Below are 16,529 nucleotides of genomic sequence, written 5' to 3' on the forward strand. Positions count from 1 at the left end.
CAAGTAAGAGAGCCCTGAACACGCGTTCAGGGCTTTTTTACGTCCGCAGAAAGCTCAGAAATGCGTAAAAGCTAACCTTTTTTCAGCCAGCTGACGATAAAGTCTGCGACGTGATCAGGCTGATTGATATCCAGCAGCGGCAGATCCAGCGCCAGTGCTTCATCGCTGGCTACGGCAATAACATATTCATCCAGCAACTCTTCTGCCTCACCTTTTACACCACGCCGCCACAGTGCAATTTTTGTCACTTTCTCATCCCTGAATCCTTCAACCAGTATCAGATCCAGCGCTGCGCTGTTCATCTGTGCTGCCAGATGTTGCAGAGAGGCGGGTTCATCAGGCGTTTCACACATCAGCGCCCAGCGCCGCTCGCTGGCAACCATCACCTGATCGGCGCCCGCTTTACGTAAAACGTAGCTGTCCTTGCCTGGCGTATCGATCTCCAGCTGATGATGAGAATGTTTGATCAAACCGGTCCGCACACCGCGCTGTTTTAACAGCGGTATCAGTGATTTAAGCAGTGTGGTCTTGCCGGTACCGCTCCACGCGGCAATGGCGAGTAAAGGTACGTCCATTATTCTCCCTGCTCCTGTGCCAGATCGTCTGCGGTATTAATATTGCGAAATACCCTCTCATCCTCCTCAAACAGCACTGCGTGACCGCCGCTGGCGCGCAAAAACTGCATCAGACGCCGTTCGCCGCGTGCGAGATACACGGCGAGTTCATCAGCCAGCGCCCGGTTAAGCAGAGCCAGCACCGGATGATCGCGCATGGCTGACCTGACCCAGACCGCCGGCGCTTCTGCGCGCTGTTGCCACAGCCGCAGAACGAAATCCTGAGGTATATAGGGTGTATCACAGGCGCAGAAAACGACCCACTCACTCTGGCTATGGCGTAACCCGCTCAGCATACCTGCCAGCGGTCCGGGCCAGTCAGGTAATGTGTCGGTTATCACCTTACAGCCGCTTAACTGATATTGATCAAGGTGCCGGTTAGCGCTGATCAGCACACTATCTACCTGTGGCTGCAGTCGCTGCAGAACATGCTGATAAAGAGGCTGATTGTGCAGCTGCACCAGCCCCTTATCACGGCCTCCCATACGACTACCCTGGCCGCCTGCCAGAATAACGCCGGTAAATACGGGCATGGTTGTCTCCTTTAATGAACCCGTGCAGTGTAAAGCAGTGTGATGAGGGATCCGCTATGAAAAACCATCGTCTTAACGAACTGATTGCGCTTCTGCAGCCTGCCTGGCAGCAGGAGCCAGAATGTCACCTGCTGGCCTTTTTACACAAGCTGGCGCAGGAGGCGGGCTTTCATGGCCCGTTAAGTGAATTACGCGACGACATATTGATTTACCATCTCAAAATGCGTGATGCCGACAGCACGACAGAAATACCCGGTATCAGAAAAGATTACGAAGCAGACTTTAAAACGGCACTGTTACGCGCACGCGGTGTGATCAAGGCTGACGAGTAGTGCTATCCTTGCGCATCTACTGCAAAGGTAACATACAGGGCCGAAAATGAACGACGCTGCCTTTAATTTTCATACGCTGGATCCGGATGCCATCCTCGATGCTTTATGGGATACCGGGCTGCGGGTGGAGTCAGGCTTAACGGCACTGAACAGCTACGAAAACCGCGTTTACCAGTTCAGCGATGATGAAAACCGGCGCTACGTCGCTAAGTTCTATCGTCCGCAGCGCTGGAGCCGGGAACAGATCCTTGAAGAGCATGCGCTGTCGCTGGATCTGCTGAATGACGACGTGCCGGTAGCGGCACCGCTTACGCTACAGGGCAGCACGCTTAACCAGCATGCCGGATTTATGTTTGCCGTGTTTCCCAGCGTTGGCGGTCGTCAGTATGAAACGGATAACGAAGAACAGATGGAGTGGACAGGACGTTTCCTCGGCCGCATGCATCAGACCGGCTGCCGTAAACCTTTTGTCCGGCGTCCGACGCTGGGTCTTGAGGAGTATATCCTGCAGCCACAGCAGACGCTGGCGCACAGCGAGCTGGTGCCAGCAAGGCTTAAAGAGAGCTTACTGAAGGCGCTGGATAGCCTTTTTATCACGCTGCAGCAGAGCTGGCATACAAAGTGGCAGCCGCTGCGCCTGCACGGTGACTGTCATCCGGGCAATATTTTGTGGCGCGACGGCCCGATGTTTGTTGATCTGGATGACGCGCGCACCGGTCCGGCCGTGCAGGATCTCTGGATGCTGATAAACGGCGACCGGCAGGAGCAGCGCATTCAGTGGGATATCCTGATAGAGGCGTATAACGAGTTCGGTGATTTCGATTTACATGAATTGACACTGATTGAGTCTTTACGCGCCATGCGCATGGTTTATTATCTGGCCTGGGTCGTACGCCGCTGGCAGGATCCCGCTTTTCCGCGTGCGTTTCCCTGGATGACTGACGAGGATTTCTGGCGCCGGCAGATTGCCCTCCTGATTGAGCAGGAGCGACTGTTGCACGAACCCCCATTACGGCTTGGTCCGCAATTTTAATAACGTACTCAGGAGATAGGTTAACAATGAAAAAAATCTGGCTTGCGCTGGCGGGAATGCTGCTGGCATTTAGCGTATCAGCGGCGCAGTTCACCGACGGTAAACAGTATGTCACGCTGCAGAAACCGGTGGCAGGTGAACCGCAGGTCATGGAGTTCTTCTCCTTTTTCTGCCCGCACTGCTATCAGTTTGAACGTGTTTATCACGTCAGCGACGCGGTGAAGAAGAACCTGCCGGCTGAGACCAAAGTGACAAAATATCACGTCGATTTTCTCGGCGGCGATTTAGGCCCGGTGGTCACGCATGCCTGGGCAGTGGCCATGGCACTGGGCGTGGAAAGCAAAGTTACCGCACCGATTTTTGATGGCATTCAGAAAACGCAAACCATCACCGATCCGGCTAGCCTGAAAGAAACCTTTATTAAAGCAGCAGGGATCTCAGCTGGCGATTATGACGCTGCCTGGAACAGCTTTGCGGTGAAAGCGCTGGTTGCGCAGCAGCAGAAAGCGGCTTCTGATGTCAATCTGCAGGGCGTTCCGGCTATTTTCGTCAACGGCAAATATATGGTCAATAACGGCGGTCTCGACACCAGCTCTATGGAGAATTTTGTCGCCGATTATGCCAACGTGGTTAAGTTCCTGGCTGAAAAGCAGTAACGCGCCACCCTTAAACGCTGGCAACGCCAGCGTTTTTTATTTCTTCACCCTCATTTATTCTTTTTCCTGTCTGCACTCTGTAGTGATATCCACATGGACGATCGCGTTTTCAAAATCGCGTTCTGCGTCACGGCAACTTATTAACCTCTTGTAAATAAATAGTTATTATCTGCTTATTATTTTTCTCATGCTAAAAAAATAGCGCCTTATGAAATTTGCGCACAAAGTTATCCACAGAAAGATCGTTGCGATCCACGTTTGATAACCGTGAAAAAAAGCGCCTCTCTCCCGTGTTCATTCAACATTTTTCTCAGGTTGTGGCATCCTTATAAGCCTGAATCTCGCAACGAAGAAACCTTAACACTATGGCGAAAATCGCAGAAAATCCCCTGATTCTGGTAGACGGATCCTCTTATCTCTACCGTGCATATCATGCCTTTCCGCCACTGACCAACAGCGCGGGCGAACCTACCGGCGCGATGTATGGTGTGCTCAACATGCTGAAAAGTCTGTTGATGCAGTATCAGCCCAGCCATGTGGCTGTGGTCTTCGATGCGAAAGGAAAAACCTTCCGCGACGAACTGTTTGAACACTACAAATCTCATCGTCCGCCGATGCCTGACGATCTGCGTGCGCAGATAGCACCGCTGCATGAGATGGTAAAAGCGATGGGGCTGCCGCTGCTGGCTGTATCGGGCGTGGAGGCAGACGATGTTATCGGTACGCTGGCACTGGAAGCGGGCAAACAGGGGCGCAGCGTACTGATCAGTACCGGTGATAAAGATATGGCGCAGCTGGTCACGCCAGAGATCACACTGATCAATACCATGAGCAATACCGTACTGGGACCGGAAGAGGTTGAAGAGAAATATGGTGTGCCGCCGGCACTGATCATCGATTTTCTGGCGATGATGGGCGACAGCTCCGATAACATTCCCGGCGTACCCGGCGTGGGAGAGAAGACCGCACAGGCGCTGCTGCAGGGGCTGGGTGGTATGCACGCCATTTATGACAATCTCGATAAAGTGTCCGGTCTGTCATTCCGCGGCGCGAAAACCATGGCGGCTAAACTCGAACAGAACCGCGATGTGGCCTTTCTCTCTTACCAGCTGGCGACCATTAAAACCGATGTGCCACTGGAGGTCAGTTACGATCAACTGACGGTAAACCAGCCTGACGTTGAGACGCTGCAGACGCTGTTTGCCCGCTTTGAATTCCGGCGCTGGCAGGCCGATCTGCAGGAAGGTAAGTGGCTGCAGGGTAAAAAGAGTAATGTGCAGGCGCAGAGCGCTCTGGCTGATGAGCCTGAGGCTGCGGAAGCTACCAGCGTGCTCTCCGCGGACGGGTATGTCACTATCCTTGATGAGGCAACCTTTAGCACCTGGCTCGATAAGCTGAAGCAGGCTGAAGTGTTTGCATTCGATCTCGAAACGGATTCACTCGATACGCTTAGCGCCACCATTGTCGGTATCGCGTTTGCTGTCGCCCCAGGGGAGGCTGCCTACCTGCCGGTTGCGCATGACTATCTGGACGCACCCGATCAGCTCGATCGCACTGACGTGCTGACGAAATTAAAGCCGTTGCTGGAGGATGAACGCGCGGCGAAAGTGGGGCAGAACCTGAAATACGATCGCGGCGTGCTGAAAAATTACGGTATTGAGCTGCGCGGCATCCGGTTTGACACCATGCTGGAGTCCTACTGCCTGAACAGCGTTGGCGGCAAGCATGATATGGATAGCCTCTCTGCGCGCTGGCTGAATCACAAGACGGTCACGTTCACAGAGATCGCCGGCAAAGGTAAAAATCAGCTCACGTTTAACCAAATCGCGCTGGAACAGGCGGCACACTATGCGGCAGAAGATGCCGATGTGACGCTGCAGCTGCATCAGCAGATGTGGCCAAAACTGGAGCAGGAAGCGGGCCCGAAACAGGTCTTTACCGATATCGAAATGCCTCTGGTTACGGTGATTTCGCGCATTGAGCGTAACGGCGTGCTTATCGATCAGAACATCCTCGCCAGACATTCGCAGGAGCTGACAACCCGCCTCTCTGAGCTGGAACTGAAGGCGCATGAACTGGCGGGAGAGCCGTTTAATCTCTCCTCCACCAAACAGCTGCAAACCATCCTGTTTGAAAAGCAGGGCATTAAGCCTACGAAAAAGACACCGGGCGGCGCGCCGTCAACCAGTGAAGAAGTACTGGCCGAGCTGGCGCTTGATTATCCGCTGCCAAAAGTCATCCTGGAACATCGCGGGCTGTCGAAGCTGAAATCTACTTACACTGATAAACTGCCGCAGATGATTAATCCGGTCTCAGGACGCGTTCACACCTCTTATCATCAGGCGGTCACGGCGACCGGCCGGCTATCCTCGACCGATCCGAACCTGCAGAACATTCCGGTTCGCAACGAAGAAGGGCGCCGGATCCGTCAGGCCTTTATCGCCGGTGCAGATAAACGCATTGTTGCTGCGGACTATTCTCAGATTGAGCTGCGCATCATGGCGCATCTGTCGCAGGATAAAGGTCTGCTGGAGGCCTTTGCGCAGGGAGAAGATATTCACCGCGCTACGGCAGCGGAAGTGTTTGGTTCCCCGCTGGAAAAGGTCTCAGCTGAGCAGCGCCGCAGTGCCAAAGCGATTAACTTCGGCCTGATTTACGGCATGAGTGCGTTTGGCCTCTCGCGTCAGCTGAACATCGGTGCCGGTGAAGCGAAGAAATATATGGATCTCTACTTCGAACGCTATCCGGGCGTACTGCGCTATATGGAAAAGACCCGCGATCAGGCGGCGTCTAAAGGTTACGTAGAGACGCTGGACGGGCGTCGTCTGTGGCTGCCGGATATCAAATCCAGCAACGCTATCCGCCGCAAAGCCGCTGAGCGGGCGGCCATTAATGCGCCGATGCAGGGCACTGCAGCGGATATCATCAAGCGGGCGATGATTGCCGTGGATGGCTGGCTGCAGCAGCAGAACAGTGATGATGTGAAGATGATCATGCAGGTACACGATGAACTGGTATTTGAGATCCACAAAGACGCGGTAGAGAGCGCCAGCGAGAAAATCCGTCAGCTGATGGAGAGCAGTATGTCGCTGGATGTACCGTTGCTGGTGGAAGTGGGTGTCGGTGATAACTGGGATCAGGCGCACTGATCTAACTCGCTGCCTGTTAAACATTTTTTTGGAAATTAAACTACAGCCGCTGTGCGAAAGTGTGACGGAGCTGGTAAAAATTATGTCAAAAGCTGAAATTGGATCACAAAAAATCCTTTGTCGGTCAGAAAAAATCAGGTAAAGTTCGTCGCGTAGGGTACAGAGGTAAGATGTTCTATCTTTCAGACCTTTTACTTCACGTAATCGGATTTGGCTGAATATTTAGCCGCCCCAGTCAGTTATGACTGGGGCGTTTTTTATTGGGCTTTTTTCACCCGGCAACGCTGCCGTTACTCAGCCGGCTGGTTATCTGCGTCACCTTCACGGGCCGGCTCAAGTTCGCTGAACCAGGTATCCAGTTTCTGACGCACCTTGTCCACGCCCAGCTTTTTCAGCGAAGAGAACATCTCAACCTGCACGTCGCCCATAAAGCCCAGCGCGGCTTCGCGCACCATGTTGAGCTGCGCTTTACGTGCGCCAGAGGCGAGCTTGTCCGCTTTGGTCAGCAGCACCAGTACCGGAATATTGCTGCTTACGGCCCACTCAATCATCTGCTGATCGAGATCTTTAAGCGGATGGCGAATATCCATCAGCACCACCAGCCCTTTCAGCGCCTGCCGCTTCTGCAGATACTCTGCCAGCGCACGCTGCCATTTACGTTTCATCTCCTCAGGCACTTCGGCATAGCCGTAGCCGGGCAGATCCACCAGACGTTTGCCTTCAACCACTTCAAACAGGTTGATAAGCTGAGTGCGCCCCGGCGTTTTACTGGTGCGCGCCAGACTTTTCTGGTTGGTCAGGGTATTAAGCGCACTGGATTTGCCTGCATTTGAGCGCCCGGCAAAGGCTACTTCAATACCCGTGTCGGCCGGCAGATGACGGATATCTGGCGCACTGAGCATGAAGTGAGTGATGTGATAATTCAAAGCAGACAAAATAGACTCCAGCTGATAGATACGGACTAATGGCGCTGATTATACCTGTTATGGCGCAAAAGTACCCGACAGCCGTAGCCCTGACAAATCGTGTAAGAGATCGCCGATTTTTGCTGCCAGTTTTAGCTTAAAAATAAAAAGTTCAATATTTTTTTATTATTATAATACAATGAATTGCGCATTATTTTGCTCTTTTCCCTTTAAAAAAGAGCGAGATCTTACTTGTTGATTTGGCACTTTCGTCTACATTTGGTGTCAGTGCAAGGCAGCACCCATCAGGATGATGCGCTCAGGAGTGTCCGGAAGACCAGGAGCATGGCAGGAGTACGATTCAGGCAGGAATCGGGAATGGACAGGGATTACTCGCAGGAGCGATATGGCGACGGAGCGACCGGGACGTTGAGAGCCGTAAAGGATTTATTCAGAGTTTCCTTCGTACGAAGGTGCGAAATAAGGCGATAGCAAAAGCTATCGCCTTTTTTCTTTGTCTGCTTTCTGCTAGATTTCGCCGCAATTCTATACTGAACTCACCAGGCATCACTGAGACCGGACATCATGAAGCAACCTGCACCCGCCCAGCGTGGCAAACCCGCTGCTAAAGCCAAACGTAAATCGCGTGAAGAACTGAATCAGGAAGCGCGCGATCGTAAACGCGATAAAAAGCATAGCGGCCATAAATCGGGCAGCCGCACCAGCCCGACGGCGCAGAGCAGCGGCAGCGCACAGACTAAAAAAAGCAGCGATGCCCGCATTGGCAGCAAAAAACCGGTGGCGCTGGTGGCTGACGGCAAAACGCAGCCCGTGACAAAAGCGGCACCTCAGCCCAAAGCGAAAGCGCAGAAAGTACGCCTGACGCCTGAAGAGGAGCTGGCGAAGCTGGAGAACGATGAACGTCTCGACACGCTGCTCGATCGCCTGGAAAAAGGCGAGACGCTGAGCGGTGAAGACCAGGCGTGGCTGGATGAGACGCTGGACCGCATCGATGAGCTGATGGAAACGCTGGGGATCGCGCTGGATGATGACGCCGAAGATGAACAGGCTGAAGAAGATATGATGCGCCTGCTGAAAGGGCAGTAATCCCGTTACCGGACGGCATGCGCCGTATCGCATGCCGCGCTGAACAGGTATTCGACAATGTTTTGGCCTGGATCAATTTTAGCGCTGCTGCTCACATGTTATATCCTCTGGTTATTGTTTAAACTACGCCGCCTGTCGCGCCTGAAGTCGCGTTTACGGCGGCGTTCTCTTCACCGCTTCACTGACCCTTCTGCGCGACCTTTCCGGACCACACGCCACCGAAAGAGGTAAGCATGACCGCGCAGCAGATAGAATGGGATCAGCAGCTGGTGGAGAAATACAGCGGCTCAGGCCCGCGTTATACCTCCTATCCTACCGCGCCGGAATTCAGCGAAACTTTTCGCGCCGCAGATTTTGAGCAGGCTGCTACCCGTTATCCTCACCGGCCGCTCTCTCTTTACGTGCATATCCCGTTCTGCCACAAACTGTGTTACTTCTGCGGCTGCAATAAAATAGTGACGCGCCAGCGGCAAAAAGCTGATCGCTATCTGAATGCGCTGGCGCAGGAGATTGCCTGTCGTGCTCCGCTGTTTGCCGGTCGCCGGGTGACACAGCTGCACTGGGGCGGTGGCACGCCGACCTTTCTTGACGGAGCGCAGATAAGCCGGCTGATGGCGCTGCTGCGGCATCACTTCGCGATAACGGATGATGCTGAAATGTCGATCGAAATCGATCCGCGTGAGATCGCGCCAGCCACGATCGATCATCTGCGGACGGAAGGGTTCAACCGTCTGAGCATCGGGATCCAGGATTTTGATCGGGCGGTGCAGGCGCGCATTAACCGGATACAGGATGAAGCGGCCATTGGTGCGCTGGTAAAGCGCGCGCGCGAACAGGGTTTTCGTTCGGTCAGTTTCGATCTGATCTACGGTCTGCCGCTGCAGAGTGCGGAACGGTTTGCGCTGACGCTGCAGCGGGTGATCGCGCTCGCTCCCGACCGTCTGAGCCTGTTCAGCTATGCGCATATGCCGGCGCTGTTTGCGGCACAGCGCAAAATCAAAGCAGCAGACCTGCCCGACGGCGCGCAAAAGCTGCTGATCCTGCAGCAGAGCATTGCCACACTGACCGCCGCAGGTTACCGGTTTATCGGGATGGACCACTTCGCCCGGCCGGATGATGACCTGGCGATCGCACAGCGCAGCGGTCTGCTGCACCGCAATTTTCAGGGCTACACCACGCACGGTGAGAGCGATCTGCTGGGGCTGGGCGTATCTGCCATCAGCATGCTGGGCGACAGCTATGCGCAGAACCGGAAAGCGCTGAATGAGTGGTATGCAGGGGTGGAACAGCAGGGTAGCGCGCTGTGGCGCGGATTAACGCTGACGGAGGACGATCGTCTGCGGCGTGAGGTGATTAAACAGCTTATCTGCAACTTCACGCTCGATTTTGCCGCCGTGGAGGCGCAGTGGCCGATCGTGTTTGAGGACTATTTTGCCGACGATCTGGCACAGCTGGCTCCGCTGGTGGCGGAGGGGCTGGTTTGCTATGAGAGGCGGCGTATAACGGCGACCGGACGCGGTCGTCTGCTGATCCGCTCTGTCTGCATGTGTTTCGATCGCTACCTGCGGCAGAAAAGCCGCCAGCAGCACTATTCCCGGATCATCTGAATAACAAAGGGAGCATACGCTCCCTTGCTATTAACTGAACAGGCTCGCCGTAATGGCGCATACCACAGCAGCCAGCGCAGTCTGCGGCGAATGGGCCACCGCGCTGCCAATGGCTGCCAGATTATGCGCTATTGTCAGCATGACAGATTGCAGCATGATACTTCTCTCCCGATTACCGCGAATATCATACTCACCGGTAACGGTCTGTACAGCCTGTGCGTGCAAAAAATCAGCAGAAGCGCCGCTGATGTCGCAGCGTTACTCCATGCCCAGCTCTTTAAGTTTGCGCGTCAGCGTATTGCGCCCCCAGCCAAGCAGGCGTGCCGCTTCCTGTTTATGCCCCTGGGTGTGACGCAGCGCCGTGGTCAGCAGCGTACGCTCCATCTCCGGCTGCGCTTCAGATAACAGGTTCTGATGACCGGAACGCAGCGCGCGATCGGCCCACTGCGCCAGCAGCGTGGCCCAGCTGTCCGGCAGCGACTGCACCGGACTGTCAGGCGTGACGGATTCAAACAGCTCCGGCGGCAGATCCTGAATCAGCACTTCCTGACCGGCGGCCATGACCGTCAGCCAGCGGCAGGTGTTCTCCAGCTGGCGCACGTTGCCCGACCAGTGCAGGCGGGTCAGCGCCGTTTCCGTTTCCGGATGCAGGATTTTAGCCTCAACGCCCAGCTCGCGTGCGGCAACCTGCAGGAAGTAGCGTGCCAGACGCGGAATATCTTCGCGGCGCTCACGCAGCGGCGGAAGATGTACCCGAATGACATTGAGGCGGTGGAACAGATCCTCACGGAATTTGCCTTCCTGCACGCGCAGCTCAAGGTTCTGATGCGTGGCGGCAATAATGCGCACGTCCACTTTTACCGGCGCGTAGCCGCCCACGCGATAGAACTGACCGTCTGCCAGCACGCGCAGCAGACGCGTCTGCACATCCAGCGGCATATCGCCAATCTCATCAAGAAACAGTGTGCCGCCATCAGCCTGTTCAAAGCGCCCCTGACGGATCTGATTGGCGCCGGTAAACGCGCCTTTTTCATGCCCGAACAGTTCAGATTCAATCAGGTCTTTCGGGATCGCCGCCATATTCAGCGCGATAAAAGGCGCCTTGGCGCGCGGGCTGTGGCGGTGCAGCGCATGCGCGACCAGCTCTTTACCGGTTCCCGACTCACCGTTAATCAGCACGCTGATGGAGGAGCGTGACAGACGGCCAATAATACGGAACACATCCTGCATCGCCGGCGCTTCGCCGATGATGTCGGTTGTCGGGCCGCTGACGGGCTGATTGCGCGGCTGCTGCTGCTCCTGATAGTGGCTGATGGCGCGCTCGACCAGCGCTACCGCCTCATCGATATCAAACGGCTTGGGCAGATAATCAAATGCGCCCTGCTGATAGGCACTGACGGCGGCATCAAGATCGGAGTGCGCCGTCATAATGATGACCGGCAGCATCGGATGACGCTGCTTGATCTGCTTCAGTAGCGCCAGGCCATCCATGCCCGGCATGCGAATATCTGACAATAGTACGTCCGGGGTTTTGCTGGCGAGTGCATCCAGCACCTCACTGGCGCTGTCAAACGTCGCGCAGCTTAAACCGGCTCCAGTGAGCGCGCGTTCAAGCACCCAGCGGATGGAGCTATCGTCATCGACGATCCAGACTATCCCTCGTTGCATAGAAACCTCACTGGCGAATGGGCAGGTAGACCGAAAACTCGGTGTGACCTGGCCAACTGTTAAATTCAATTTTTCCGGAGTGCTGATCGATCAGGCTGCGGGCGATAGAGAGTCCGAGACCGGTACCCCCTTCGCGTCCGCTGACCATGGGATAGAACAGCGTATCCTGCAGCTGTGCCGGTATGCCCGGCCCGTTATCTTCCACATCAATACGTGCCACCAGCCGGTAGCGCGTGCCGTGCAGCGTCAGCTGAAAAGCGGTACGCGTACGCAGCACGATGGTACCGCCCTCTACGCCGAGCGCCTGCAGCGCATTGCGTACGACGTTAAGCAGCACCTGTTCAATCTGGTCAGGATCGTGCGGCAGCTCCGGCAGGCTGGGATCGTAGTCGCGTACCAGCGTTATGTTGTCCGGCAGCTCCATCGAGACCAGCTTGACCACGCGCTCCGCCACCTGATGAATGCTCTGCGTAACGTGCAGCCCCGGCTGCTGCGGGCCCAGCAGACGATCGACCAGGTTGCGCAGCCGGTCTGCCTGCTCGATGATAACGTTGGTGTATTCGTTCAGCGACGGGTCAGGTAGCGCGCGCGACAGCAGCTGTGCCGCGCCGCGCAGGCCGCCAAGCGGGTTTTTAATCTCATGCGCCAGGCCGCGCACTAAATCGCGTGCGGCAACCTGCTGAGCATGCTGGATCTGCTCCTGGCTGAGCCGGCGCTGATTGTCCATCGGCGCCATCTCCAGCAGGATCAGGCCGTCCGGCAGACGCTGCGCGGTCAGCGACATGATGTGCGCGCGTCCATCGACCACCAGCGTGACTTCGCTGTCGGTAAAGCCCTGGCCTGCGGCCAGGCTCTCGCGCATCACGTCAAGATTGAGCGAAAAGTAGCCGGTCAGCTCCGGCAGCGGCGTACCGAACAGCTTACGCGAACTCTGCGCCAGCAGCTGCTGCGCAGCCGGATTGGCATAGTGGATCACCAGCCCGTCATCGACCAGCAGAATACTGTTTATCAGGGAGTTGAGAATCTGCCCTGCGTCGGGCAGTGAGCCAGCAACCATACCACGATCCTCTGCACCAAATGGGTGCACTATAGCGTTTTGGGATGGAAAACTCCCCGATAACGGCAATTTTGCGGTGAAAAAAACCCATCCGGAGATGGGCTAAAGTTTCCACGGCAACAAAAAAACGTTGTCCTCTTTTGCCCGGCCTGGCGGACAAAAGAGGTGAATGGCCATTTAAACGCTGTAGTAGAGTTCAAATTCAACCGGGTGTGGCGTCATGCGAACGCGATCAACATCTGGCTTGCGCAGTTCGATATAAGCATCGATAGCGTCATCAGTGAATACGCCGCCGCGGGTCAGGAACTCGCGATCTTCATTCAGCGCGTTCAGTGCTTCTTCCAGAGAACCGGCTACTTTCGGGATCTCCGCTTCTTCTTCCGGCGGCAGATCGTAGAGATTTTTGTCCATCGCATCGCCAGGATGGATTTTATTGATGATACCGTCGAGGCCAGCCATCAGCAGCGCAGTAAACGCCAGGTATGGGTTAGCCGCTGGATCCGGGAAGCGCGCTTCAATACGGCGGGCTTTCGGGCTGGCAACCACCGGAATACGGATGGAGGCTGAGCGGTTACGCGCGGAGTAAGCGAGCATAACCGGCGCTTCATAACCCGGCACCAGACGCTTGTAGGAGTTGGTGGTTGGGTTAGCCAGGGCGTTAATCGCTTTAGCGTGCTTGATCACACCGCCGATGTAGAACAGCGCGGTTTCAGAGAGGCCGCCGTACTTATCGCCAGAGAACAGGTTTACGCCACCTTTAGAGAGTGACATATGGCAGTGCATACCGGATCCGTTGTCACCAAACATCGGTTTTGGCATAAAGGTTGCGGTCTTGCCGTAGGCGTGCGCAACGTTGTGCACGACATACTTATAAATCTGAATTTCATCCGCTTTTTTGGTCATGGTGTTGAAGCGGGTTGCCACTTCGTTCTGACCAGCGGTTGCCACTTCGTGGTGATGTGCTTCTACAACCAGACCCATCTGCTCCATGGTCAGACACATGGCAGAACGGATATCCTGAGAGGAGTCAACCGGTGGTACCGGGAAGTAGCCGCCTTTCAGACCCGGACGGTGGCCTTTGTTGCCGCCTTCGTACGCTTTGCCAGTGTTCCAGCACGCTTCAATATCATCGATAGCGACGTGTGAACCTGAAGTCGATGAACCGAAACGGATATCGTCAAACAGGAAAAACTCTGGCTCAGGTCCGAACAGCACGGTGTCAGCAATACCGGAAGCGCGCAGGTACTCTTCAGCGCGCTTGGCGATGGAGCGCGGATCGCGATCGTAACCCTGCAGCGTGCCTGGCTCGAGGATGTCACACCGGATGATGAGGGTCGGGTCTTCGAAGAACGGGTCCATCACCGCAGTGGTGGCATCCGGCATCAGCACCATGTCTGATTCGTTAATGCCTTTCCAGCCACCGATGGATGAACCATCGAACATTTTGCCTTCTTCAAAGAAGTCTGCGTTAACCTGATGAGCAGGAATGGTGACGTGCTGTTCTTTACCTTTAGTATCGGTAAAACGCAGATCGACGAACTTAACTTCATGCTCGTTCATCATCGAGAGAACGTGTTCAGCGGACATACTCAACTCTCCTGGAAATGGTCATCTGTTGTCGTGGTGAGAGAACTCAAAATGCCTGGAATGTGTCACGACTACTGACCACCCCTGACTAAGATCCCGGCAAGCTATTCAGCCATCAGGCCACTGTCGTTTGCACTTAAAAAAGATAAAGCGAATTCTGTGCCAACTTTTTTTAAGCGCAATAAATAGCGCTGTGCGGCGCGCTGCGGTGCATCAGCAGCTGCACCAGAACAGACGCATTGCTTTATTATGGTGCAAAACGGTGCGCTGATGGCACTAAAATGGTGCATAAAGCCAGCAGAGTGCAGATATTTGCACCGCTAATGGTGCTAAAAACCAGCAGCGTGAGAATATTGTCGGGAAAACTGTGATCATGTTCAGTATTCCGCTTAATCCGTGTACAATACCGCGTTATTTCTATAATGCCTGAGGCAAAGCTGTGATCGAAAATTTGCGTAACATCGCCATCATCGCGCACGTTGACCATGGAAAAACCACCCTGGTCGACAAACTGCTGCAACAGTCTGGTACTTTTGACGCTCGTACCGAAGCGACTGAACGTGTGATGGATTCCAATGATTTGGAAAAAGAGCGTGGAATTACCATCCTCGCAAAAAACACCGCCATCAAATGGAACGACTACCGTATCAACATCGTTGATACCCCGGGACACGCCGACTTCGGTGGTGAAGTAGAGCGCGTCATGTCCATGGTGGATTCGGTGCTGCTGGTTGTTGATGCGATGGATGGCCCTATGCCGCAAACCCGCTTCGTAACCAAGAAAGCCTTTGCTCACGGTCTGAAACCTATTGTTGTTATCAACAAAATTGACCGTCCAGGCGCGCGTCCTGACTGGGTTGTAGACCAGGTATTCGACCTGTTCGTTAACCTCGACGCGACTGACGAGCAGCTGGACTTCCCTATCATTTATGCGTCAGCGCTGAATGGTATTGCAGGTCTGGAACACACTGATATGGCTGAGGACATGACTCCGCTGTATCAGGCAATCGTCGATCACGTTTCTCCGCCGCAGGTTGAAGCTGATGCGCCGCTGCAGATGCAGATCTCTCAGCTGGACTACAACAACTACCTGGGCGTTATCGGTATTGGCCGCATCAAGCGCGGTAAAATCAAGCCGAACCAGCAGGTTACTGTGATTGATAGCGAAGGCAAAACCCGCAACGCGAAAGTGGGTAAAGTGCTGACGCATCTGGGTCTGGAGCGTATTGACAGCGATCTGGCAGAAGCGGGCGACATCATTGCCGTTACCGGTCTGGGTGAACTGAACATCTCCGATACCATCTGCGACACGCAGAATGTAGAGGCGCTGCCGGCGCTGAGCGTAGATGAGCCTACCGTAACCATGTTCTTTAACGTCAATACCTCACCGTTCTGCGGTAAAGAAGGTAAATACGTTACTTCACGTCAGATCCTGGATCGCCTGAACAAAGAGCTGGTACACAACGTTGCACTGCGCGTTGAAGAGACCGAAGATGCTGATGCATTCCGCGTATCAGGTCGTGGTGAGCTGCACCTTTCCGTTCTGATCGAAAACATGCGTCGTGAAGGCTTTGAGCTGGCGGTATCCCGTCCGAAAGTTATCTTCCGTGAGCATGAAGGCCGCAAGCAGGAGCCGTTTGAGAACGTTACCCTCGATATCGAAGAGACCCACCAGGGCTCAGTGATGCAGGCGATGGGTGAGCGTAAAGGCGACATGAAAAACATGGATCCGGATGGCAAAGGCCGCGTACGTCTCGACTACGTGATCCCAAGCCGTGGTCTGATCGGCTTCCGTAACGAATTCATGACCATGACCTCCGGTACCGGTCTGCTCTACTCGACTTTCAGCCACTACGACGACGTGCGTCCGGGCGAAGTTGGTCAGCGTCAGAACGGCGTTCTGATCTCTAACGGTCAGGGTAAAGCCGTTGCGTTTGCTCTGTTTGGTCTGCAGGATCGCGGTAAGCTGTTCCTGGGTCACGGTGCAGAGGTTTATGAAGGCCAGATCATCGGTATTCACAGCCGCTCTAACGACCTGACGGTAAACTGTCTGACCGGTAAGAAACTGACCAACATGCGTGCGTCAGGTACCGATGAGGCGACGACGCTGGTTCCGCCACAGAAAATGACGCTGGAGCAGGCGATCGAGTTCATCGATGATGACGAACTGGTTGAAGTTACGCCACAGTCAGTCCGTATCCGTAAACGTCACCTGACCGAGAACGATCGCAAACGCGCGTCTCGCGGCGGTAAAGAGTAAACGATACGTTCTGTTATCAGG

The 16,529-nt window shown here is 54.8% G+C and carries 14 protein-coding genes; 7 read left to right on the forward strand and 7 right to left on the reverse strand.

Annotation, left to right across the window (positions count from 1 at the left end; genetic code table 11):
* Window positions 1-71 precede the first annotated feature (71 nt).
* Window positions 72-575, reverse strand: a complete 504-nt coding sequence (mobB, locus tag DBY66_RS13470) for a molybdopterin-guanine dinucleotide biosynthesis protein MobB (RefSeq protein ID WP_108570158.1) — start codon at window positions 573-575, stop codon at window positions 72-74.
* Window positions 575-1,147: a molybdenum cofactor guanylyltransferase MobA gene (gene mobA / locus DBY66_RS13475; protein ID WP_108570157.1), complete on the reverse strand. Its 573-nt coding sequence runs from the start codon at window positions 1,145-1,147 to the stop codon at window positions 575-577. Before mobA ends, mobB begins: the two co-directional genes overlap by 1 nt.
* Before the next feature lie 56 nt (window positions 1,148-1,203).
* Between mobA and DBY66_RS13480 the strand changes: the two genes are divergently transcribed.
* The 4 genes from DBY66_RS13480 (at window position 1,204) to polA (ending at window position 6,317) form a co-directional block, all read left to right on the forward strand.
* A complete protein-coding gene (locus tag DBY66_RS13480; RefSeq protein ID WP_039381361.1) occupies window positions 1,204-1,479 on the forward strand; it encodes a YihD family protein in 276 nt (91 codons plus the stop codon).
* Window positions 1,480-1,525: 46 nt separating this feature from the next.
* Window positions 1,526-2,512 (forward strand): serine/threonine protein kinase, encoded by a 987-nt coding sequence (locus DBY66_RS13485; RefSeq protein WP_039381359.1) that lies wholly within the window; start codon window positions 1,526-1,528, stop codon window positions 2,510-2,512.
* A gap of 26 nt (window positions 2,513-2,538) precedes the next feature.
* The gene (gene dsbA, locus DBY66_RS13490) at window positions 2,539-3,168 is read left to right on the forward strand and encodes a thiol:disulfide interchange protein DsbA (RefSeq protein WP_039381357.1); all 630 of its coding nucleotides are present in this window, start codon (window positions 2,539-2,541) and stop codon (window positions 3,166-3,168) included.
* Between the two features lie 365 nt (window positions 3,169-3,533).
* A complete protein-coding gene (gene polA, locus DBY66_RS13495; protein ID WP_104086036.1) occupies window positions 3,534-6,317 on the forward strand; it encodes a DNA polymerase I in 2,784 nt (927 codons plus the stop codon).
* Between the two features lie 290 nt (window positions 6,318-6,607).
* On the opposite strand, the gene yihA is transcribed toward polA, so the two are convergent.
* The gene (yihA, locus tag DBY66_RS13500; protein WP_039381353.1) at window positions 6,608-7,252 is read right to left on the reverse strand and encodes a ribosome biogenesis GTP-binding protein YihA/YsxC; all 645 of its coding nucleotides are present in this window, start codon (window positions 7,250-7,252) and stop codon (window positions 6,608-6,610) included.
* A 555-nt stretch (window positions 7,253-7,807) separates the two neighbouring features.
* On the opposite strand from yihA, the gene yihI reads away from it, so the two are divergent.
* Entirely contained in the window at window positions 7,808-8,329 is a 522-nt protein-coding gene (gene yihI / locus DBY66_RS13505) for a Der GTPase-activating protein YihI (RefSeq protein WP_039381350.1), read from the forward strand.
* 233 nt (window positions 8,330-8,562) lie between these two features.
* The gene (hemN, locus tag DBY66_RS13510; RefSeq protein WP_039381347.1) at window positions 8,563-9,936 is read left to right on the forward strand and encodes an oxygen-independent coproporphyrinogen III oxidase; all 1,374 of its coding nucleotides are present in this window, start codon (window positions 8,563-8,565) and stop codon (window positions 9,934-9,936) included.
* A 30-nt stretch (window positions 9,937-9,966) separates the two neighbouring features.
* Here the strand turns inward: hemN and DBY66_RS17795 are convergent, their stop codons facing one another.
* The 4 genes from DBY66_RS17795 to glnA form a co-directional block, all read right to left on the reverse strand.
* Window positions 9,967-10,092, reverse strand: a complete 126-nt coding sequence (locus DBY66_RS17795; protein WP_139239666.1) for a YshB family small membrane protein — start codon at window positions 10,090-10,092, stop codon at window positions 9,967-9,969.
* Between the two features lie 102 nt (window positions 10,093-10,194).
* Window positions 10,195-11,604, reverse strand: a complete 1,410-nt coding sequence (gene glnG / locus DBY66_RS13515; protein ID WP_065648389.1) for a nitrogen regulation protein NR(I) — start codon at window positions 11,602-11,604, stop codon at window positions 10,195-10,197.
* A 7-nt stretch (window positions 11,605-11,611) separates the two neighbouring features.
* On the reverse strand, window positions 11,612-12,661 hold the full coding sequence (glnL, locus tag DBY66_RS13520) for a nitrogen regulation protein NR(II) (protein ID WP_108570156.1): 1,050 nt from the start codon (window positions 12,659-12,661) through the stop codon (window positions 11,612-11,614).
* A gap of 177 nt (window positions 12,662-12,838) precedes the next feature.
* Complete coding sequence (gene glnA, locus DBY66_RS13530; RefSeq protein WP_039381340.1) at window positions 12,839-14,248, reverse strand: glutamate--ammonia ligase; 1,410 nt, start codon at window positions 14,246-14,248, stop codon at window positions 12,839-12,841.
* Between the two features lie 439 nt (window positions 14,249-14,687).
* Between glnA and typA the strand changes: the two genes are divergently transcribed.
* A complete protein-coding gene (gene typA / locus DBY66_RS13535; protein WP_039381337.1) occupies window positions 14,688-16,508 on the forward strand; it encodes a ribosome-dependent GTPase TypA in 1,821 nt (606 codons plus the stop codon).
* Window positions 16,509-16,529 lie beyond the last annotated feature (21 nt).

It is taken from the genome of Pantoea sp. RIT413 (assembly GCF_003057675.2).
GTDB lineage: Bacteria > Pseudomonadota > Gammaproteobacteria > Enterobacterales > Enterobacteriaceae > Pantoea > Pantoea eucrina.

Bases quoted from the DNA above. Each gene is read 5' to 3' on its own strand.
- mobB (WP_108570158.1), bottom strand. From the start codon at position 575: ATGGACGTACCTTTACTCGCCATTGCCGCGTGGAGCGGTACCGGCAAG.
- mobA (WP_108570157.1), bottom strand. From the start codon at position 1,147: ATGCCCGTATTTACCGGCGTTATTCTGGCAGGCGGCCAGGGTAGTCGT.
- DBY66_RS13480 (WP_039381361.1), top strand. From the start codon at position 1,204: ATGAAAAACCATCGTCTTAACGAACTGATTGCGCTTCTGCAGCCTGCC.
- DBY66_RS13485 (WP_039381359.1), top strand. From the start codon at position 1,526: ATGAACGACGCTGCCTTTAATTTTCATACGCTGGATCCGGATGCCATC.
- dsbA (WP_039381357.1), top strand. From the start codon at position 2,539: ATGAAAAAAATCTGGCTTGCGCTGGCGGGAATGCTGCTGGCATTTAGC.
- polA (WP_104086036.1), top strand. From the start codon at position 3,534: ATGGCGAAAATCGCAGAAAATCCCCTGATTCTGGTAGACGGATCCTCT.
- yihI (WP_039381350.1), top strand. From the start codon at position 7,808: ATGAAGCAACCTGCACCCGCCCAGCGTGGCAAACCCGCTGCTAAAGCC.
- hemN (WP_039381347.1), top strand. From the start codon at position 8,563: ATGACCGCGCAGCAGATAGAATGGGATCAGCAGCTGGTGGAGAAATAC.
- DBY66_RS17795 (WP_139239666.1), bottom strand. From the start codon at position 10,092: ATGCTGCAATCTGTCATGCTGACAATAGCGCATAATCTGGCAGCCATT.
- glnG (WP_065648389.1), bottom strand. From the start codon at position 11,604: ATGCAACGAGGGATAGTCTGGATCGTCGATGACGATAGCTCCATCCGC.
- glnL (WP_108570156.1), bottom strand. From the start codon at position 12,661: ATGGTTGCTGGCTCACTGCCCGACGCAGGGCAGATTCTCAACTCCCTG.
- glnA (WP_039381340.1), bottom strand. From the start codon at position 14,248: ATGTCCGCTGAACACGTTCTCTCGATGATGAACGAGCATGAAGTTAAG.